Raw genomic sequence first — 17,623 nt, forward strand, 5'->3', positions numbered from 1 at the left:
GACTAGTGTCGGTGCCTGTGTCGATCCTGCCTCGCCGATCGCGTCTCGTCATCGTGGTCGGGGTACTTGCCTGCGGGATGGTGGCCTGCACCCCCGACCCGGCGCCGCCCGCCTCGGGGGACCCCGCGGGAACCTCGCTGGTGATCGGGGTCGCGCACGAACCCAAGTCGCTGGATCCGGCGTCCGGGTACGCCCGGTACGGCGCGGCGAAGATCTTCGACGGGCTCGTGGAGCACCAGCCGAGCGGAACCGTGCGACCCGCGTTGGCGGCAGCGCTACCGGAGCCGAGCGCGGACGGTAAGTCGTGGACGGTGCGGTTGCGCGACGACGTGTCCTTCACCGATGGCGCCGCACTAGACGCTGCCGCAGTCGCTGCTGTCTACCGGCGGGTGTTAGACCCGGGCAGCGAGTTGCGCAGCCAGTTCTGGATGCTCGACAAGGTCAACGTGGTCGACACGCGCACCGTGCGGTTCGACCTCACCCAGCCTTACGCCGGTTTCCTCGACCTCCTCGTGCTCGGCATCCCAGCGCCGACCAGCACCGCGACCAAACCCATCGGCACCGGTCCTTACCAACTCGTCGACTGGCAGACGGGTGCGCGGATGACGTTGACCGCCAACAAGGCGTACTACGGCGGCAGGCCTGCCATCACCACCGTGACGATCGAGTTCATCCAGGAAGACGAGTCCCGGGCCGAGCGCATGCGTGACGGCAAACTCGACGGGGCAGAGCTACCGGCGCGGTTGGCTCGAGAGTTCAGCCAGTCCAACGGGCTCACCGTGGTCGAGCAGCGCAGTGCGGATGTCCGCGCGGTCGCGTTCGACGACAAGGGCGTTACCGCCGATCCGGCCGTCCGGCTCGCTCTTAACCTCGCCGTGGACCGGCAACAGATCGTCGACCAGGCACTTGTGGGTAAGGGCGCGCCATTGTCGCTACCTGTGCCGCCGGTGCTGGCTGAGTTCGTTGAACCCGGTGCGCACATTGACCACGACCTCGCTCGGGCCAAGAGCGTTCTAGACGCTGCCGGGTGGGTGCCCGGAACGGACGGGATTCGTGCTCGGGCGGGGGAGAGGGCCGAGTTCACCCTGGCCTACTCGACGTCCGATGTGATCGATCGTGATCTGGCATCGGCGTTCACCAAGGCAGCCTCAACTCTCGGAGTCAAGGTCACCGCAGACCCGGCAGGAAAGGGCCCTCCCGGTCTGATCTCTTACGGCGACCCGTTCGACCCCGACCCGGCGATCTTCCCGCTACTGCACCCCGTCGGCGGCGAGACTGCCGCAGCGTTGGACGCCGCGCGCGCGACCACCGACCCAGCCCAACGGGCCGTCGCGTTCCGTGCCTTGCAGCGCGCCTACGCCACCGCTCCGACCATGGTTGTGTTGGCCGTGCCGACCCACACTTACGTACTGCGCGACAACTGGACCGGTTATACGTCGGTGGTGGATGCCGCTGGCGCTGACTACACCTGGGGGCCGTGGTGGAACCTGCAAGCGTGGACGCCGAACTGATCCCGGTAGAGCTAGCGCAGGCTGACACGCCTGCCGCTGTCAGTCAGGTCTTCCTCGACAGTGCGGGCTCGTCTCTCCCGCCTCGCCCGGTCGTTGACGAGGTAGTCGCACACCTGCGCCGCGAGGCTGAGGTCGGCGGTTACCGTGCCTACGAGGAGCGGCTAGAGGAGCTCGAGGAGGGCTACGGGCTCACTGCGGAGTTCTTCGGGTGTGACCCCGACGAGATCGCCTTCACCGATAGCGCCAGCCGGTCCTGGTTGGCCCTCCTCGACGCGGTACCTCTAGGTCCCGGCGACCGGATTCTCACCACCGAGGTCGAGTACGGCGGTAACGCCATCGCTCTGCTGAACCTCGCGCAGCAGGCAGGGGCAACAGTCGAATTGGTGCCATCTGGCGCCGATGGCGTTCTCGACCTCCAGGCCCTGCGAGACACCCTGGACGAGCGGGTCAAGCTCGTCTCCCTGGTCCACGTGCCCACCAACGGCGGCGTGGTCAGCCCGGTCGCCGCCGCTGCGGCCGCCGCCAAGGAGGTCGGGGCGCTGGTGTTGCTCGACGCCTGCCAGTCCATCGGGCAGCTGCCGGTGACCTTCGCGGGCACCGGGGCCGACATGATCACCGGCACCGGCCGCAAGTGGTTGCGCGGACCCCGCGGCACCGGCCTGCTCGCGGTCCGCCGAGCGGCACTCGCCCAGCTCAAGCCCCGCCTCATCGACCTCCAGGGCGCCACCTGGACCGGCCCGGACAAGATCGACATCCGCGCCGACGCCCGGGTGTTCGAGCTGTGGGAGAACCCGGTCGCCGAGCGGCTCGGCCTGCTCGTCGCCCTGCGCTACGCGCTCGACCTGGGGCTCGACCGCATCGCGGCGACCGTCACCGCCCGCGCCGACCAGCTGCGCGCCGGACTCGCCGCCCTGCCCAGGGTCACCGTGCGCGACCTCGGCAGCGCCCCCAGCGGCATCGTCAGCTTCACCGTCGACGGGATGGCGCCCGAGGCGGTCAAGGCCGCTCTCGCCGAGCGCGACATCACCGTCACCGTCAGCAGGGTCACCTCCACCCGCTACGACATGACCCGGCGCGGCCTGGAGCAGGTCGTTCGTGCCTCGCCGCACTACTTCGTGGCCGACGGGCAGGTCGACCGGGCGGTGGACGCGGTCGCGCGGCTCTGACACCGGCTGACACGGCTGGCTGACACGGCAGGCGGGCGCGGCTGTGACCTGCGGTACCGAAGTCCCCGCGCATATGCGCAGCGCATATTCTTGACGGGTCCCGTCGATGGAAGGACCCCATGCTCTCCCGTACCGACCTGCGTTCCGCCGTCCCGTCGCCCGCCGCGCTGCGCACCGCGCTGCCCCGGGCCGAGGTCGACGTGGACCAGGTGCTGCATCGGGTGCGGCCGATCGTCGACGACGTGCGGACCCGGGGTGTCGAGGCCGCGCTGGAGTACACCGAGCGCTTCGACGGCGTCCGCCCCGCGGGCGTGCGGGTGCCGGTCGCTGAACTGACCGCCGCGCTGGCCGGACTGGACCCGGCGGTGCGCGCCGCCCTGGAGGAGTCGATCGCCAGGGCCAGGCTCGTGCACGGCGCCCAGCGGCGCACCGACGTCACCACCCAGGTCGTGCCCGGCGGCACCGTCACCGAGCGCTGGGTCCCGGTCGCCAGGGTCGGCCTCTACGTCCCCGGCGGGCTCGCGGTCTACCCGTCGAGCGTGGTCATGAACGTGGTGCCCGCCCAGACCGCGGGCGTCGAGTCGCTGGTCGTGTGCTCGCCGCCGCAGTCGGACTTCGGCGGCCTGCCGCACCCGGCGATCCTGGCCGCCGCGGCGCTGCTGGGCGTGGACGAGGTGTGGGCGGTCGGCGGCGCGCAGGCCGTCGCCCTGCTCGCGCACGGCGGCACCGACACCGACGGCGCCGAGTTGGCCCCGGTGGACACGATCACCGGGCCGGGCAACATCTACGTCACCGCGGCCAAGCGCCTGCTGCGCGGCCTCATCGGCATCGACTCCGAGGCGGGCCCGACCGAGATCGCCATCCTCGCCGACGCTGGCGCCGACCCGGCGCACGTCGCCGCCGACCTGATCAGCCAGGCCGAGCACGACCCGCTCGCGGCCAGCGTCCTGGTCACCGACTCGGTCGAGCTCGCCGACGCGGTGGACGCCGAACTCGCCCGGCAGGTCAAGGCGACCAAGCACAGCGAGCGCGTCACCACCGCGTTGACCGGCCCGCAGTCGGGCACCGTGCTGGTGTCCTCTGTGGACGACGGGCTGCGGGTGGTGGACGCCTACGCCGCCGAGCACCTGGAGATCCAGACCGCGAACGCGCGCGAGGTCGCCGCCCGGGTGCGCAACGCGGGCGCGGTCTTCGTCGGCGCGTACGCCCCGGTGTCGCTCGGGGACTACTGCGCGGGCTCCAACCACGTGCTGCCCACGGGCGGCTGCGCGCGGCACTCGTCCGGGCTGTCGGTGCAGACCTTCCTGCGCGGCATCCACGTCATCGACTACAGCGAGGACGCGCTGCGCGAGGTCGCCGGGCACGTCGTCGCCCTCGCCGAGGCCGAAGACCTGCCCGCGCACGGTCAGGCCGTCACCGTGCGCTTCCGGGACAACGCGTGAGCGCCCCCGGCGAGCGCGTGGCGCTGTCCGACCTGCCGCTGCGCGACGACCTGCGCGGGCGTTCCCCTTACGGGGCACCGCAGTTGGACGTCGCGGTCCAGCTCAACACCAACGAGAACCCGTACCCGCCACCGCCTGAGCTGGTCGCCGACCTCACCGCGGCCGTCGCGGAGATCGCGGGCACGTTGCACCGCTACCCCGACCGCGACGCGGTGGACCTGCGCACCGACCTGGCCGCGTACCTTGCCGGGGCCACCGGCGCGCCGCTGACGGTGGCGAACCTGTGGGCCGCCAACGGTTCCAACGAGATCCTGCAGCAGATCCTGCAGGCTTTCGGTGGACCGGGGCGCACCGCGCTCGGCTTCGAGCCGTCGTACTCGATGCACCCGATCATCGCCGCGGGCACCCGGACCGAGTGGGCGCCGACGCCGCGGCGCGCGGACTTCTCGCTCGACGTCGACACCGCCGTGGCTGTGTTGGCCGAGCGGTCGCCAGACGTGGTATTCGTGACGAGCCCGAACAACCCGACCGGGCAGTCGATCCCGTTGGGGGACTTGCGGAAGCTGGTCGAGGCGACCTCCGGGATCGTGGTGGTCGACGAGGCCTACGCCGAGTTCTCCCCGCAGGAGAGCGCGGTGCACCTGATCGATGAGTTCCCCACGCGGGTCATCGTCAGCCGGACCATGAGCAAGGCGTTCGCGTTCGCCGGTGGCAGGCTCGGTTACCTTGCCGCCGCACCCGCCGTGGTCGACGCATTGTTGTTGGTACGCCTTCCCTACCACCTGTCGTCGCTAACCCAGGCCGCCGCTCGCGCCGCGCTGCGGCACGCCGAGGGAACGCTCGCGTCGGTGCACGCCCTCGCCGCCCAGCGGGATCGGGTGGTCGGCGAGCTGGCCGGGCTCGGTTACGCCGTCGTGCCAAGCGATGCCAACTTCATCCTCTTCGGACCGTTCGCCGACCCGCGCGCGGCCTGGCAGTCCTATTTGGACCAGGGCGTGCTGGTCCGCGATGTCGGCATCCCCGGCCACCTGCGGGTCACGGTGGGAACCCCGGCTGAGAACGACGCCTTCCTGGCCGCCAGCAAGGAGATCGTGCGATGAGCAACCGCGTCGGCCGCGTCGAGCGGGTCACCAAGGAGTCCTCGGTCCTGGTCGAGGTCAACCTCGACGGCACCGGTGAGGTCGAGATCGACACCGGGGTGCCGTTCTACGACCACATGCTCACCGCGCTGGGCACGCACGGCGCGCTGGACCTGGTCGTGCGCGCCACCGGCGACACCCACATCGACGCGCACCACACCGTCGAGGACGTCGCCATCGTGCTCGGCCAAGCGCTGCGCGCGGCCTTCGGCGAGAAGAAGGGCATCCGCCGCTTCGGCGACGCCTGGATCCCGATGGACGAGACCCTCGCGCACGCCGCGGTGGACGTGTCCGGGCGCCCCTACTGCGTGCACACCGGCGAACCGGACGTCATGGTCGGCTTCACCGTCGGCGGCAACTACCCGACCGTGCTCAACCGGCACGTGTTCGAGTCCATCGCCTTCCACGCCCAGATCGCCCTGCACCTGCGGGTGATCCACGGCCGGGACCCGCACCACATCACCGAGGCCGAGTACAAGGCGTTCGCCCGCGCGCTGCGCGCCGCGGCCGAACCCGACCCGCGCATCGGCGGCGTCCCGTCCACGAAGGGTGTGCTGTAGTGCCGAGCGAGGTCGTTGTCGTCGCCCTGATCGCCCTGGCGGGCATCCTCGTCGGCGGGGCGTACACGACGTGGAAGAACTCCCGGGTGGCCGCCGTCGTGCTCGCGGTCCTCGCCCTGCTGGCCCTCGGCGGGGCCATCGCCTGGTACTAGTCTATTCCGCCCTCACCGGCGGCCTTCAGCCTCGGCGCGCCGGGTCCGAAGGCCGCCAGGCGGTCGTCGGTGTTGACCAACAGGCACGACTTGAGCGACAGGCACCCGCACCCCACGCACGAGGTCAGGTTGTCGCGCAGCCGCTGCAGCGCGTCGATGCGCGCCTCCAGCTCCGTGCGCCACGCCTTCGACAACCGCGCCCAGTCCACCTTCGTCGGCGTCCGCCGATCCGGCAACGTGTCCAGCGCGTCGTGGATCTCCTCCAGGCTCAACCCGACCCGCTGCGCGGTCCGGATGAAAGCCAGTCTGCGCAACACCGCGCGCGGGTACCGCCGCTGGTTGCCCGCCGTCCGCTCGGAGGCGATCAGCCCCCGCTCCTCATAGAACCGCAGCGCCGTGTGCGGCACCCCGCTGCGCTCGGCGACCTCGCCGATGGTCAATGACTCGGGCAGTGTGGACACCCCCTCGACACTACCCGGCAGCTCCAGGTAGGTCGAGGTACTCGACCGGCACGTGCGCGGTCAGCCACACGCCGTTCGCACTGAGCAGGAACACGTGCCCGGCCTGCGCCATCCTCCCGGCGTCCACCTCGAGAACGATCGGCTTGCCACGCCTGGAACCGACGTTCACCGCGGTCTCGGTGGTGGCGGACAGGTGCACGTGGTGCCGCTTCATCGGCTTAAGCCCCTCGGCGCGGATTCCGGGCATCGCCGCCGCGACGGTGCCGTGGTAGAGCACCGGGGGAGGGGGCGCTTCGGGGAGTTCGAGCTCGACCGCGACGGTGTGCCCTTGGCTGGCGCGGATACGGGCACCGGTGCCGTCGAACGCGAAGCGGGACTTGTTGTTCTCGGCCACCACGCGGTCCAGAGTCGCTCTGGACATCCTGGTGCCATGCGCCGCCAGGGCCTTGAGCAGATCATCGACATCAACCCACCCGGCCGCGTCGAGAGTGACGCCGATACTGCCGGGATCGTGCCGGAGAACTTTCGAAAGCCTCTTGGAGAGGCGAATTATCATCTTGTCTTCCATGTCGCCGTAGTAGACCACGCGCCTCTGACCCCGCACACCCCATTTGTGTTCGGCATCGCCACGTTCGGAGTACCCGGGCTCGTTCACGGGATGCGGCTCGTGCAACCTGGTTACGGTCGTTGCCGTGAGTGAGTCGCCCTCTCCAGAAGCCCTTCCCGTCATCGGGGCGAGCATGGCTGCCTTCGCGGCTCTCGCCGCCCAGGGTTCCTTCACCGTCAACCCCCACGGCGGCCAAGCCCTGCTGAAGCCCATCCGTGACTTGGTGGCGTGGATCGACCGCGAGCGCCGCGTCTTTGATCGGCTGCGCCAAGTCCCCATGCTCGGCAGCTCGAACAACGCGGAGGTGATGAAGCCGTTCATGCAGAAGGTCGCTGGTGACGAGGCTGGCTTCATCACCCAACTGCTCGCGCTCCGCGAGTCCTTGATCGTGGCGGAGCAGGCCGTCACAGAAGCGATGGCACACTACCAAGAAGCCGACGACCAGGCTGCGAACCAATTTGGGGAGAGGTGAAGTCGATCCAGTGCGGCGTGCATGGCTGCTAGGAGTCGCGTCGGTGGTGCTGATTGTGCTGGGTGGTTGCACATCACAGACCCCGGGAAGCCCGAGTGAGGTGCCCGGGGGTGTTCCTGGCGCCACGTCGACGACGGCGCCCGGGCCGAGTTCGGGGCGGCCTGTCTCGATCGCACCTTGTTCCCTGCTGTCCGGCGCGGACGCCAAGGCTTTGGGGATCACCGATGGTGGTGAGGCGGACGAGATCAAGGGGGCCAGTTCGTGCCTGTGGCGGGTCGAGAAGCCGCTGGCGGCGGATAGCTATTCGATCGACGTGACTTACTACGAGCGGCGTTCGGTGGCTGACCTGGTCACCGACCACGAGCGGGTCCCGGTCGAGGTTGGCGACCACAAGGGGGTCAAGGCGCTCGGTGATATGGACTCGGGGTGCATCATCGCGCTGGAGGTGACGGCGACGTCGCGGGTGGATGTTCGGGCTATTGGTGGGGATTCGGCTGGGTTGTGCGGGGTGGCGATGGCGGCGGCGGAATTGGTGGAGGTGCGGTTGCCGTAGGGCAGGATGTCCGCCGAGGCTGCGGGTCGCCACGTTCGGAGTATCTGGGCCCGTTCAGGAGTTGCGCCCCGGGCAACGTCGCTACGGTCGTTGCCGTGAGCGAGGAGACGCCGCCAGATATTGGTACCGCAGCTGCCATCAGCTCCGCTGTGGGCCACTTCGCCGCCCTTGCCGCCCGCGGCGGCTTCGCCGTCAACGACCACGGTGGCCAAGCTCTGCTGAAGGCCATCCGTGAGATGCTGGCATGGATTGACCGGGAGCGCGTCAACTTCGAGCGGTTGCGCCAAGAGCCGATGCTGGGCAGCTCGTACAACGCCGAGGTGATGAAGCCCTTCATGCGCAAGGTCGCAAGCGATGAGTCCGGGTTCATCACTCAGATCTCCGAGTTCCGCGAGTCCCTGGTCTCGGCGGAGAAGGCCATACTGCAAGCTATGGCCAACTACCAGGAGGCCGATGCGCAGGCTGCGGATCGACTCGCGAAAGGGTGAAGCGACATAGTGAGGCGCTCATGGTTGATCGGGGTCGCTCTGCTGGTTGCTGGTTGCACCTCTCAGACGCCGGGCAGTCCGACTCAGGTGGCAGATGGCGGGACTTCCGCCGCTGCGAGCACGACGTCTGCGGGACCGAGCTCGGGACGTCCGGCTTCCATCAAGTCGTGTTCATTGCTCTCCGCGTCAGACGTCCAGGTGCTTGGTATCTCGACTGTGGGCGAGGAGCAGGAGAGCAAGAGCAGAAGCTCCTGTTTGTGGCGGGTTGAGAAGCCAGTCGCGGGCAACAGCTACTCGATCGACGTGAGCTTCTACAAGGAGCGTTCGCTGGGTGAGTTGGTGAGCGACCACGAGCGAACGCCGGTCCAGGTGGGCGAGCACAAAGGGGTGAAGGTGCTTGGGGACATGGATTCGGGTTGCATCATCGCCCTGGAAGTCACGGCGACGTCGCGGGTGGATGTTCGGGCTATTGGTGGGGATTCGGCGGGGTTGTGCGGGGTGGCGATGGCGGCGGCGGAGCGGGTTGAGGCTCGGTTGCCGTAGGGCCGGATGTCCGTCGAGGCTGTGGGTCGCCACGTTCGGAGTATCTGAGTCTGTTCAGGAGTTGCGCCCATGGCAACGTCGTTACGTTGGGTGCCGTGAGCGAGGAGACTCCACCGGACATCGAGACTGCGGCTGGCATCAGCGCTGCTGTGGGCCAGTTCGCTGCTTTGGCCGCGAGCGGCAGCTTCGCCGTCAACGACCACGGTGGCCAAGCCCTGCTTAAGGCCGTCCGGGAGATGCTGACCTGGATCGACGGCGAGCGCCGCAACTTCGAGCGCCTCCTCCAGATCCCGAAGCTGGGGAGCTCGAACAACGCCGAGGTGATGAAGCCGTTCATGCAGAAGGTCGCTGGTGACGAGTCCGGGTTCATTACCCAGGTGCTCCTGCTCGGCGACTCGTTGGCCGCGGCGGAGCAGGCCATCGTGCAAGCCATGGCGAGCTACCAGAAAGCCGATGAGCACGCCACCAACCTCCTCGGTGGAAGGTAAAATGATCAAGTGAGGCGTTCATGGGTGTACGGGGTCGCGGCGGGCGTCATGGTGACCTTGGTCGGGTGCACCGCGCAGACCCAGGGGAGCCCGATCGAGGTACCGGGCGGTGCGACCCCTCCCACTAGTTCGCGCGCGACCTCCGTCGGGCCGAGTTCGGCGCCTCCAGATTCGATCAAGCCGTGTTCCTTGTTGTCCGCCGCGGATACCGCGGCATTGGGGATAACGGGCAACGGCAAGGGCGATGAGGTCAAGGGGGCGACCTCCTGCCTGTGGCGGGTGGAGAAGCCGCTGGCGGCCGATAGCTACTCGATCGACGTGACCTTCTTCGGAAAGCAGTCGGTCGGGGATTTGGTGGCTGGTGGGGAGAAGACTCCGGTGCGGGTAGGTCGGCACGATGGGGTCAGGGCTGTCGGTGTTTACGGTCCGGGTTGTGTTGTCGCTCTTGAGATCACGTCTACATCGCGGGTGGATGTTCGGACGATTGGCCGGGGTGATTCAGCGCTGTTGTGTGAGCGTGCGGTGGCGGTGGCGGGGCGGGTTGAGGCTCGGTTGCCGTAGGTGGGCTTGCCCCCGGTGCTGGGGGCGAGCGGGGGGTACCCCCTGGACTTACCCGCGCAAGGGTCGATGTCCTGGGTGGTGGCGCCCGCTTGGGGGGTGAGGATGGCGAACAGGGACAGCAGCGTCGTCAGGCTGAGCGCTGCGCGGCGCACGGCACGTCGGGGCGCGGGGTCTCCGATCCACGGGGGCTGATTCCGCGCGGTAGAAGGAAATCGCACTCGCGGCGAACTCACTGGGCGTTCCAGCGCCACCTCGTCGGGGATCGTGTGCAGTTGAACCGGGTCGGCCTGGGTGAGGATCTCGAGGAGGCACGGATGGTGGTCGTGACGTTGTCGGCGAGGCGGAGTTCGGGGAGATCACCCGGGAGATCGTGCGGACCTGCGCATCGCGGCGTGGGGCATGGAGTTCGACGACCACGCGGCCGTTGTCAGCGAGGACGGCTCGATCCGGCTCAGCGTCCAGTCCGCGGAGCACGCGCTGGTCGCGTTCGGCGGACGCGCGGAGATCACGCCGCACGTGGTGTGGGTGGCCGAGTAGTTGTCCGGCCTAGCGGGTCGCGAGGCCTGCGGGGAGGTTCCAGCCCTCGAGGGCGAGGGCTTCCCGGGCGGTGCGCGGTGCGGGGACCTCGACGGGCTCCGCTGCGGGGAGCAGGAGCGCGGCGGCGAAGCCGATCCAGACCACCGCGAGTGTTAGGGGCCACCAGACGCCCTCGGAGAGGGCTAGGTATGTGTCCACGGCTGCCGCTGCGGTCAGTACCGCGGCTAACGACCAGCGGACCGGTCTTCTGTCCAACCTCGCCATGGGTGCCTCCCAGCCCCAGAACCCACCGAACACTCCGGTGATTACCCGGTAAGGGGGACTGCTAATCATATGCGCATGTCACGGTTTTGTCACGGCCGTCGGCGGCTAGGCTGACCTGCGTGGCATCAGTCGTCGTCTTTGATTACGGGTCTGGGAACCTCCGGTCGGTCGAGCGCGCGTTGCGCCGGGTGGGGGCCGAGGTCGAGGTGACCGGGGACTTCCAGACCGCGCTCGAGTGCGACGCGCTGGTCGTTCCCGGGGTGGGTGCCTACGCGGCGTGCATGGCGGGGTTGTTGGCCGTGCGCGGTGAGCGGATCATCGGGCGTCGGCTCGCCGGTGGGCGGCCGGTGCTGGGCATCTGTGTCGGCATGCAGATCCTGTTCGACCGGGGGATCGAGCACGGCGTGGAGACGGCCGGGTGCCGGGAGTGGCCCGGGGTCGTCGACCGGCTGGAGGCGGAGGTCGTGCCGCACATGGGGTGGAACACCGTGCGCGCGCCGGAGAAGTCCGTCCTCTTCAACGGGATGGCGCCGGACACGCGCTTCTACTTCGTGCACTCCTACGCCGCCCGCAGCTGGGAGCTCAATCCCGAACCGCCGATGCCCGCGCCGCTGGTGACCTGGGCCACGCACGGCGACGATTTCGTTGCCGCCGCGGAGAACGGGCCGCTGTCGGCGACGCAGTTCCACCCGGAGAAGTCGGGGGACGCGGGCGCGCACCTGCTGGAGAACTGGCTCGCGAACGTCACCGGTTAGGCTGTCCGGGTGAGCTTCCAGTTGCTGCCCGCCGTCGACGTCGCCTACGGACAAGCCGTCCGCCTGACCCAGGGGGAGGCCGGGACCGAGACCGAGTACGGCTCCCCGCTGCAGGCCGCCCTCGCCTGGCAGGAGGGTGGTGCTGAGTGGGTGCACCTGGTCGACCTCGACGCCGCTTTCGGTCGCGGTGACAACCGGGCGCTGGTCGCCGAGGTCGTCGGGACGCTGGACGTGAAAGTCGAGCTGTCCGGCGGCATCCGCGACGACGACACCCTCGCCGCCGCGTTGGCCACCGGCTGCGCCCGGGTCAACCTCGGCACCGCCGCGCTGGAGCACCCCGAGTGGTGCGCTCGCGCGATCGCCGAGCACGGCGACCGCATCGCCGTCGGCCTCGACGTCCGCATCGCCGATGGGCAGCACCGCGTCGCCACCCGCGGTTGGACCAAGGACGGCGGCGACCTCTGGGAGGTCCTGGCGCGCTTGGACCGCGACGGCTGCGCCCGCTACGTGGTGACCGACGTCAGCAAGGACGGCACCCTGCAGGGCCCCAACGTCGACCTGCTGCGCGAGGTCTGCGCCAAGACCTCGGCCCCGGTGGTCGCCTCCGGCGGTGTGTCCAGTGTGGACGACCTGGTCGCGTTGTCGAAGGTGTCCGGTGTGGAGGGCGCGATCATCGGCAAGGCCCTCTACAACGGCAACTTCACCCTGCCTGAGGCGTTGGCGGCGGTCGTCTAGGCGGGTCTCCGCCTAGACGCCTTCCGGCCAGCTGCTTGCCTTGTGTGGCAACGAAAGCAGCTGACCGGAGGCTTTGTGATCAGACGTACGTCATGTCGTGTGGGAGATGCGCGTCTGGGAGGCGTCGTCCGTCCGGGGTGCCGTCCACGGTTCTCGCGCGACCGACCCGGGCGGTCAGTCGCGGCGCTGATCGCCCGATCGTCTGGTGTGGACTGATTACCGCCACGCCGGATTTCCCTTGCCCCATCGGCGAACCACGCGCGGCGCCAGTTCACCGCGCCTCGCCGCCCTTTCCGGAGGCCCTCCCCGTGCGGCCCCGCCCCCCGCCACACCACGGGGGGCGTCCCCGGTGCCAGTCTACCGGTGTTGGGGCGCGGGAGGGGGGTCGGCGGAAAGCTGTGGATGGGGCGGGGGGTTGTGGATAAGTGCGACCTGGGGATCTGGTCGGGGAGCGGGTGGGGTTCACCCGTTAGGGATGGTGCTACGCCGGGCTGATGGCGACGCCGATGGTGCCCTTGGTGCCTCGGCGGAGGCGGCTGCCGCCGACGGTGAGCCAGCCGAGGATGCCGTACTTGCGCTGGATGAGGCGGCGGACCCGCTCGGAGTCGGGGTTGTCGAGGAGCCGGGCCGTGGCGGGCCTCGACTCGCCGAGCGGGTTTCCGCGCAGGTCGCACGGGCCGACCTCGACGCGGGGGTCGCGGCGGATGCGCTTGACCTTCCACGAGTCGCGGACCGTCCAGAAGACCAGGTCCGCGCCGTCGCCCGCGACCCACACCGGGGTGGCGACCGGGGTCCCGTCCCGCTTGAACGTGGTCACCAGCAGGTACTTGCCCTCGCCCAGAGCGGTCCACGCGTCCATCCGGCCAGGCTAGCCCAGTGTCGCCAGGAGCTCGCCGAGCCGGTCGTAGGAGTCGCGCACGCCGTGCTCCATGCCGCTGGCGAGGAACTCGTCGCGGCTCTCGACCGAGAAGCCGACGCTGATCGAGTGCACCGTCGTCTTGCCGTCGACCTCGGTGAAGGTCACCCGCTCCAGCGCGACCTGCCCCGGCGCGCCCTCGAACTCGAAGGTCTGCACGAAGCCGTCCTCGACCGACGGGGTGCCGTGGAAGGTGCCGCGGAAGTGGTACTCGCCGCCCTCGGGGTCGAGGTGGGTGTAGCGGTAGCCGCCCCCGTGGCGCAGGTCCCAGTGGTCGACCTTCATGGTCAGCCTGCGCGGGCCGAGCCACTGCGCGACCAGGTCCGGCTCGGTGTAGGCGCGGAACACCAGCGCGGCGGGGGCGTCGAAGTCGCGGGTGATCTCGACGTACGGGCTGCCGGGCTCGGCGGTGATCACGGTCTCGCTCATGTGTCCTTCTCCTGTAGTTCGGTGAGCAGGTCGTCGAGGCGGTCGTGGCTCTCCCGCCAGTACGCGCGGTAGTCGCCCAGCCAGTCGCGGGCCGCGCGCAGCGGCTCGGCCCGCAGGTGGCTCAACCGGGCGGTGGCCCGCCGGGTCCTGGTGATCAGCCCGGCCTGTTCGAGCACCTTCAGGTGCTTGGACACCGCGGGCTGCGACATCGCGAACGGCTCGGCCAGTTCGGCCACCGTCGCCTCACCGTCGCGCAACCGCGCCAGGATCGCCCGGCGCGTCGGGTCGGCGAGGGCGGCGAAGACCGCGCTGAGCTGGTCGACCATCCCCGATCCGCCTCCATAACCATTTCGTTCTGAAACCAACGAGTTAAGAATGCGGGACGACCGCGCCCGAGTCAAGGGCGAGTTCTGACGATGTTCACCCCGGCGGTAGCTGTGACACTTACCTTCCCGGTGTATCACTGTCAGGCGTGACTCCCACTGGGTCTACCCCCACCACGCCCGCCCTGGACATGCCCACCCCCACCGCCCCCACCACGCCGAACCGCCGCGTCTTCCTGAAGTCCTCGGCCATCGCCGGTGGCGCCCTGCTGGTGCCCGCCGCCCTCGCCGGGACCGCGTCCGCCGCCGCCGTGCCCCAGTTCGCGCACGGCGTCGCCTCCGGTGACCCGCTGCCCGACGGCGTCCTGCTCTGGACCCGCGTCACCCCCACCCCCGAGGCCACCCCCGGCTCGGGCGCGGGCCCGACCGTCGAGGTCCGCTGGGAGGTGGCCACCGACGCCGGGTTCGCCGCCGTCGTCCAGTCCGGCGCCGCGACCACCGGCCCCGACCGCGACCACACCGTCAAGGTCGCCGCCGCGGGCCTGGCCGCCGGGACCGCCTACTACTTCCGGTTCACCCTCGACGGCGTGCGCTCGGCCACCGGCCGCACCCGCACCGCCCCCGCCGCCAACGCCGACGTCAGCAAGCTGCGGCTGGGCCTGGTGTCCTGCTCCAACTGGCAGGCGGGCTACTTCTCCGCCTACCGCCACCTCGCCGCCCGCGCCGACCTCGACGGCGTCCTGCACGTCGGCGACTACCTGTACGAGTACCAGGCGGGCGGCTACGGGGCCCGCGGCGTCACCATCCGCCCGCACGTCCCGGCGAACGAGATGCTGTCCCTTTCGGACTACCGCCGCCGCCACGCGCAGTACAAGACCGACCCGGACCTGCAGGCGCTGCACGCGGCCCAGCCCTGGTTCATCACCTGGGACGATCATGAATACGCCAACGACACCTGGTCCGGCGGCGCGGAGAACCACCAGCCCGCCGAGGGTGACTGGAACGCGCGCAAGGCCGCCGCCCGGCAGGCCTACTTCGAGTGGATGCCGGTCCGCCAGGGCGCGGGCGGGGAGATCTACCGCCGCTTCCGCTGGGGTCGGCTCGCTGAACTGTCCCTTTTGGACCTGCGCAGCTACCGCTCGAAGCAGACCACCCCGTCCAGCGGCGACCCGGGCGACCCGAACCGCACCATCACCGGCGACCCGCAGATGAACTGGCTCAAGAGCGGACTCTCCGGCACCGACGCCAAGTGGAAGCTGGTCGGCAACTCGGTGATGATCACCCCGATCTCGCTGGGCAACGTCGAGTCGAGGTTCCTGGAGTCGCTGGGTTCCCTGCTGGGCCTGCCGATCGGCAGCGTCGCGGCCAACGCCGACGCCTGGGACGGCTACACCGCCGACCGCCAGGAGCTGCTCGGGCACCTGCGCGACAACCGGGTCAAGAACACCGTGTTCCTCACCGGCGACATCCACTCCTCGTGGGGCGCCGAGGTCCCGATCGACCGGTCGAGCTACTGGTGGAACGGCAACTCCGTGGCCACCGAGTTCGTCACCACCTCGGTCACCAGCGACAACATCGACGACCTGCTCAAGGTCGAGCCGCGCACGCTCTCGGTCGCCGCCGAGGCCGCGCTGCACGTGGGCAACCTGCACGTGCGCTACGTGGAACTCGACTCCCACGGCTACTCGGTCGTCGACGTCAACCCGCAGCGCGTGCAGACCGACTGGTACTACGTGGCCGACCGGCTCAGCCCGACCTCCGCGGTGCGCCACGCCAAGTCGCTGGCCACCGCCGACGGGTCGCAGAAGGTCAAGTCCGTGTCCGGCCCGGTCGTGTGAGTCCCCGGTGCCGCCCGCCGATCACGCGGGCGGCACCACCGGCCAGATCTGCTCCGCCATCAGCACGGCTTGGGCGCAGGTGGCCGCGGTGTCGCGGGTGCCGCGCAGGGTCAGCGCGAGCGAGGCACTCTCCACCTGCCCGTCGGTACGCCCGGCCGGGCGCCCGTTGGTCGACAGGATGCAGGTGGAGTCGTTGCCGCTGGGGATGTCGAACTTCTCGGTTTGCCTGCCCGCCACGGTGATCATCGGGAACGGCGTGTGCAGCGACGGCGAGGTGAGTCCGAAGATCACCCGTGCCGTGCTCTGCGCGGGGTCCGACCACTCGCAGGTGTGCTTGGCGGGCCAGGACTTGCGCGTCGGGAACGCCGCGACCGCGGCGGGCGGGACGACCGCGCACGGGTCCAGTGCCGCCATCGAGCCGGGCGCGAACGTGCTGTGCTTGACCACCTTCGGGTTCTTCCGCAGGCGCTGCAGCATCTTGTCGAAGCCCGTGGCGATCTGCGGGCACACGGCGGTGCCGCTGCCCTCGCCCGGTCGGAGCACGTGCACCGACAGCGCCGTGCCGTCGCCCAGGTGCAGCAGCCTGCCGCACGGGGCCATCGGACTGGAGTAGACCGAGGTGGTGAAGCCGTCCTTCTCCTCCGGTGTGGACACCGCGGCGAAGGCCTCGACCTTGTCGATCGCGCCGACGGTCACCGTCACCTGCCCGGTCCCGGTCGGCAGCGTCAGCGGGCACTCGTCCCAGGAACCGGAACCGATGATCTTCCCGCCGCCGAAGTCCGCTGGCTCGATCAGCGAGCACGGGTCCAGCGTCGGCAGATCGCCGAGGATCTTCTTCACGTCGACCGGTGCGGGCTTGTAGTTCGGCACCGGTTTGGCCTTGTGCGGTGGTGGTGCGACCACCTGCGTGCAGCCGGACACCGCCATCAGCACGGCGATCCCGAGCACGGCTAACCGACCTGGACGACCCATGACTGCCCCCGAATGATCCTCGTGTCTCCACTCGGGAACGGATGGTAGGCGATCACCCCGTGTACAGGACCAGACCATAGGCGCTGAGGGTGTGGCGGATCGGCAGGAAGTAGCTGGTGCCGCCAGAAGTGCAGTTCCCGGAGCCGCCGACGATGACGCCTTGGGCCTGGTTGCCCGCCAGCACCGGGCCGCCCGCGTCACCGGGTTCGACGCACATGCTGGTGCGGGTCAGGCCGGTGACCGTGCCGCCGGGGTAGTTGACCGTCTGGTTCTTGGCCTGGACCACGCCGCAGCGCCAGCCGGTCGTCGGGCCGTAGCGGCAGACCTGCGCGCCGATCGCGGCCTCGGTGGCGCCCTTCACCACCGCCGTCGAGGCGGGACCGGTGCGCACCAGCGGCGTCGAGGTCGAGTCGGCTGGCGCGTCGACCACGCCGACCGGGGCGGTCGTCCCCGCGCAGGCCCCGGACGTGATGATCTTGCGGGCGCCCGCGGGGGTGCGCGCGTTGAAGCCGATCACGCAGACCTTGCCGTTGAGCACGATCCGGTCGCCGCCGACCAGGATCTGCCCCGCGGACGCCGTCGGTGCGGTGAGGACGATGAACGCGATGGCGCACAGCGCAGTGAGGAACCGTGCCGAGAACCGCATGGGAGCCGCCTTTCCCGGAAAGGGCAACACCCGACGGTACGGCCCGAACCGGACACACCGGAATC

Annotated in this window: 26 protein-coding genes; 17 read left to right on the forward strand and 9 right to left on the reverse strand. The window is 69.8% G+C overall.

Annotated features, from left to right (window positions below; translation table 11 throughout):
* Positions 1-17 precede the first annotated feature (17 nt).
* The 6 genes from LV75_RS27095 to LV75_RS27120 all read left to right on the forward strand — a co-directional run bounded on the left by LV75_RS27095 (position 18) and on the right by LV75_RS27120 (position 5,970).
* Positions 18-1,511 carry an ABC transporter substrate-binding protein gene (locus tag LV75_RS27095; RefSeq protein ID WP_253889869.1) on the forward strand — a complete coding sequence of 498 codons (1,494 nt, stop codon included), beginning with the start codon at positions 18-20 and terminating at the stop codon, positions 1,509-1,511.
* On the forward strand, positions 1,496-2,677 hold the full coding sequence (locus LV75_RS27100; protein WP_253889870.1) for an aminotransferase class V-fold PLP-dependent enzyme: 1,182 nt from the start codon (positions 1,496-1,498) through the stop codon (positions 2,675-2,677). The genes LV75_RS27095 and LV75_RS27100 overlap by 16 nt, the downstream gene beginning before the upstream one ends.
* 119 nt (positions 2,678-2,796) lie before the next feature.
* Positions 2,797-4,119, forward strand: coding sequence for a histidinol dehydrogenase (gene hisD, locus LV75_RS27105; RefSeq protein WP_253889872.1), 1,323 nt, complete (start codon positions 2,797-2,799; stop codon positions 4,117-4,119).
* Positions 4,116-5,219 (forward strand): histidinol-phosphate transaminase, encoded by a 1,104-nt coding sequence (locus tag LV75_RS27110; protein ID WP_253889875.1) that lies wholly within the window; start codon positions 4,116-4,118, stop codon positions 5,217-5,219. The genes hisD and LV75_RS27110 overlap by 4 nt, the downstream gene beginning before the upstream one ends.
* The gene (hisB, locus tag LV75_RS27115; RefSeq protein WP_253889876.1) at positions 5,216-5,818 is read left to right on the forward strand and encodes an imidazoleglycerol-phosphate dehydratase HisB; all 603 of its coding nucleotides are present in this window, start codon (positions 5,216-5,218) and stop codon (positions 5,816-5,818) included. Before LV75_RS27110 ends, hisB begins: the two co-directional genes overlap by 4 nt.
* On the forward strand, positions 5,818-5,970 hold the full coding sequence (locus LV75_RS27120) for a CG2302 family histidine operon protein (protein ID WP_253889877.1): 153 nt from the start codon (positions 5,818-5,820) through the stop codon (positions 5,968-5,970). Before hisB ends, LV75_RS27120 begins: the two co-directional genes overlap by 1 nt.
* Here LV75_RS27120 and soxR read toward each other — a convergent pair.
* Both soxR and LV75_RS27130 read right to left on the reverse strand, forming a co-directional pair.
* Complete coding sequence (gene soxR, locus LV75_RS27125; protein WP_253889878.1) at positions 5,967-6,431, reverse strand: redox-sensitive transcriptional activator SoxR; 465 nt, start codon at positions 6,429-6,431, stop codon at positions 5,967-5,969. The two genes, LV75_RS27120 and soxR, sit on opposite strands and share 4 nt — an antisense overlap.
* A 10-nt stretch (positions 6,432-6,441) precedes the next feature.
* On the reverse strand, positions 6,442-6,981 hold the full coding sequence (locus LV75_RS27130; protein ID WP_253890009.1) for an RNA 2'-phosphotransferase: 540 nt from the start codon (positions 6,979-6,981) through the stop codon (positions 6,442-6,444).
* Between LV75_RS27130 and LV75_RS35655 the strand changes: the two genes are divergently transcribed.
* The 6 genes from LV75_RS35655 (at position 6,862) to LV75_RS27160 (ending at position 9,582) form a co-directional block, all read left to right on the forward strand.
* On the forward strand, positions 6,862-7,131 hold the full coding sequence (locus LV75_RS35655; RefSeq protein ID WP_253890019.1) for a hypothetical protein: 270 nt from the start codon (positions 6,862-6,864) through the stop codon (positions 7,129-7,131). The two genes, LV75_RS27130 and LV75_RS35655, sit on opposite strands and share 120 nt — an antisense overlap.
* On the forward strand, positions 7,124-7,510 hold the full coding sequence (locus tag LV75_RS27140) for a hypothetical protein (RefSeq protein WP_253889879.1): 387 nt from the start codon (positions 7,124-7,126) through the stop codon (positions 7,508-7,510). The genes LV75_RS35655 and LV75_RS27140 overlap by 8 nt, the downstream gene beginning before the upstream one ends.
* 55 nt (positions 7,511-7,565) lie before the next feature.
* Entirely contained in the window at positions 7,566-8,063 is a 498-nt protein-coding gene (locus LV75_RS27145; RefSeq protein ID WP_308211050.1) for a DUF3558 domain-containing protein, read from the forward strand.
* A 95-nt stretch (positions 8,064-8,158) separates the two neighbouring features.
* Positions 8,159-8,551 carry a hypothetical protein gene (locus tag LV75_RS27150; RefSeq protein ID WP_253889881.1) on the forward strand — a complete coding sequence of 131 codons (393 nt, stop codon included), beginning with the start codon at positions 8,159-8,161 and terminating at the stop codon, positions 8,549-8,551.
* Positions 8,552-8,560: 9 nt separating this feature from the next.
* Positions 8,561-9,094: a DUF3558 family protein gene (locus LV75_RS27155; RefSeq protein ID WP_308211048.1), complete on the forward strand. Its 534-nt coding sequence runs from the start codon at positions 8,561-8,563 to the stop codon at positions 9,092-9,094.
* 95 nt (positions 9,095-9,189) lie between these two features.
* Positions 9,190-9,582: a hypothetical protein gene (locus tag LV75_RS27160; protein ID WP_253889882.1), complete on the forward strand. Its 393-nt coding sequence runs from the start codon at positions 9,190-9,192 to the stop codon at positions 9,580-9,582.
* A 5-nt stretch (positions 9,583-9,587) separates the two neighbouring features.
* On the opposite strand, the gene LV75_RS27165 is transcribed toward LV75_RS27160, so the two are convergent.
* Positions 9,588-9,761, reverse strand: a complete 174-nt coding sequence (locus tag LV75_RS27165) for a hypothetical protein (RefSeq protein WP_253889883.1) — start codon at positions 9,759-9,761, stop codon at positions 9,588-9,590.
* Between LV75_RS27165 and LV75_RS35950 the strand changes: the two genes are divergently transcribed.
* Both LV75_RS35950 and LV75_RS27170 read left to right on the forward strand, forming a co-directional pair.
* Positions 9,676-10,143 carry a DUF3558 family protein gene (locus tag LV75_RS35950; RefSeq protein WP_372504240.1) on the forward strand — a complete coding sequence of 156 codons (468 nt, stop codon included), beginning with the start codon at positions 9,676-9,678 and terminating at the stop codon, positions 10,141-10,143. The genes LV75_RS27165 and LV75_RS35950 overlap by 86 nt on opposite strands.
* A 399-nt stretch (positions 10,144-10,542) precedes the next feature.
* The gene (locus LV75_RS27170; protein ID WP_253889884.1) at positions 10,543-10,680 is read left to right on the forward strand and encodes a hypothetical protein; all 138 of its coding nucleotides are present in this window, start codon (positions 10,543-10,545) and stop codon (positions 10,678-10,680) included.
* A 9-nt stretch (positions 10,681-10,689) separates the two neighbouring features.
* Here LV75_RS27170 and LV75_RS27175 read toward each other — a convergent pair whose 3' ends face one another.
* Positions 10,690-10,944: a hypothetical protein gene (locus LV75_RS27175; protein ID WP_253889885.1), complete on the reverse strand. Its 255-nt coding sequence runs from the start codon at positions 10,942-10,944 to the stop codon at positions 10,690-10,692.
* Positions 10,945-11,063: 119 nt separating this feature from the next.
* Between LV75_RS27175 and hisH the strand changes: the two genes are divergently transcribed.
* Positions 11,064-11,699 carry an imidazole glycerol phosphate synthase subunit HisH gene (hisH, locus tag LV75_RS27180; RefSeq protein ID WP_253889886.1) on the forward strand — a complete coding sequence of 212 codons (636 nt, stop codon included), beginning with the start codon at positions 11,064-11,066 and terminating at the stop codon, positions 11,697-11,699.
* 9 nt (positions 11,700-11,708) lie between these two features.
* On the forward strand, positions 11,709-12,434 hold the full coding sequence (priA, locus tag LV75_RS27185) for a bifunctional 1-(5-phosphoribosyl)-5-((5-phosphoribosylamino)methylideneamino)imidazole-4-carboxamide isomerase/phosphoribosylanthranilate isomerase PriA (protein WP_253889887.1): 726 nt from the start codon (positions 11,709-11,711) through the stop codon (positions 12,432-12,434).
* A gap of 481 nt (positions 12,435-12,915) precedes the next feature.
* Here the strand turns inward: priA and LV75_RS27190 are convergent, their stop codons facing one another.
* Genes LV75_RS27190 through LV75_RS27200 form a run of 3 tightly spaced genes read right to left on the reverse strand, consistent with a single transcriptional unit; the run spans position 12,916 to position 14,105 of the window.
* On the reverse strand, positions 12,916-13,293 hold the full coding sequence (locus LV75_RS27190; RefSeq protein WP_253889888.1) for a PPOX class F420-dependent oxidoreductase: 378 nt from the start codon (positions 13,291-13,293) through the stop codon (positions 12,916-12,918).
* A 9-nt stretch (positions 13,294-13,302) separates the two neighbouring features.
* Positions 13,303-13,779 (reverse strand): SRPBCC family protein, encoded by a 477-nt coding sequence (locus LV75_RS27195; RefSeq protein ID WP_253889889.1) that lies wholly within the window; start codon positions 13,777-13,779, stop codon positions 13,303-13,305.
* On the reverse strand, positions 13,776-14,105 hold the full coding sequence (locus tag LV75_RS27200; RefSeq protein ID WP_253889890.1) for an ArsR/SmtB family transcription factor: 330 nt from the start codon (positions 14,103-14,105) through the stop codon (positions 13,776-13,778). Before LV75_RS27200 ends, LV75_RS27195 begins: the two co-directional genes overlap by 4 nt.
* Before the next feature lie 146 nt (positions 14,106-14,251).
* Here LV75_RS27200 and LV75_RS27205 point away from each other — a divergent pair, with 146 nt between their 5' ends.
* Positions 14,252-15,940: an alkaline phosphatase D family protein gene (locus LV75_RS27205; protein WP_253889891.1), complete on the forward strand. Its 1,689-nt coding sequence runs from the start codon at positions 14,252-14,254 to the stop codon at positions 15,938-15,940.
* A 21-nt stretch (positions 15,941-15,961) separates the two neighbouring features.
* On the opposite strand, the gene LV75_RS27210 is transcribed toward LV75_RS27205, so the two are convergent.
* Together LV75_RS27210 and LV75_RS27215 are read right to left on the reverse strand one after the other, a co-directional pair.
* A complete protein-coding gene (locus LV75_RS27210) occupies positions 15,962-16,912 on the reverse strand; it encodes a hypothetical protein (protein ID WP_253889892.1) in 951 nt (316 codons plus the stop codon).
* A 52-nt stretch (positions 16,913-16,964) separates the two neighbouring features.
* A complete protein-coding gene (locus LV75_RS27215) occupies positions 16,965-17,558 on the reverse strand; it encodes a S1 family peptidase (RefSeq protein WP_253889893.1) in 594 nt (197 codons plus the stop codon).
* Positions 17,559-17,623: the final 65 nt, after the last annotated feature.

This window comes from Actinokineospora diospyrosa (assembly GCF_024171925.1).
Lineage (GTDB): Bacteria > Actinomycetota > Actinomycetes > Mycobacteriales > Pseudonocardiaceae > Actinokineospora > Actinokineospora diospyrosa.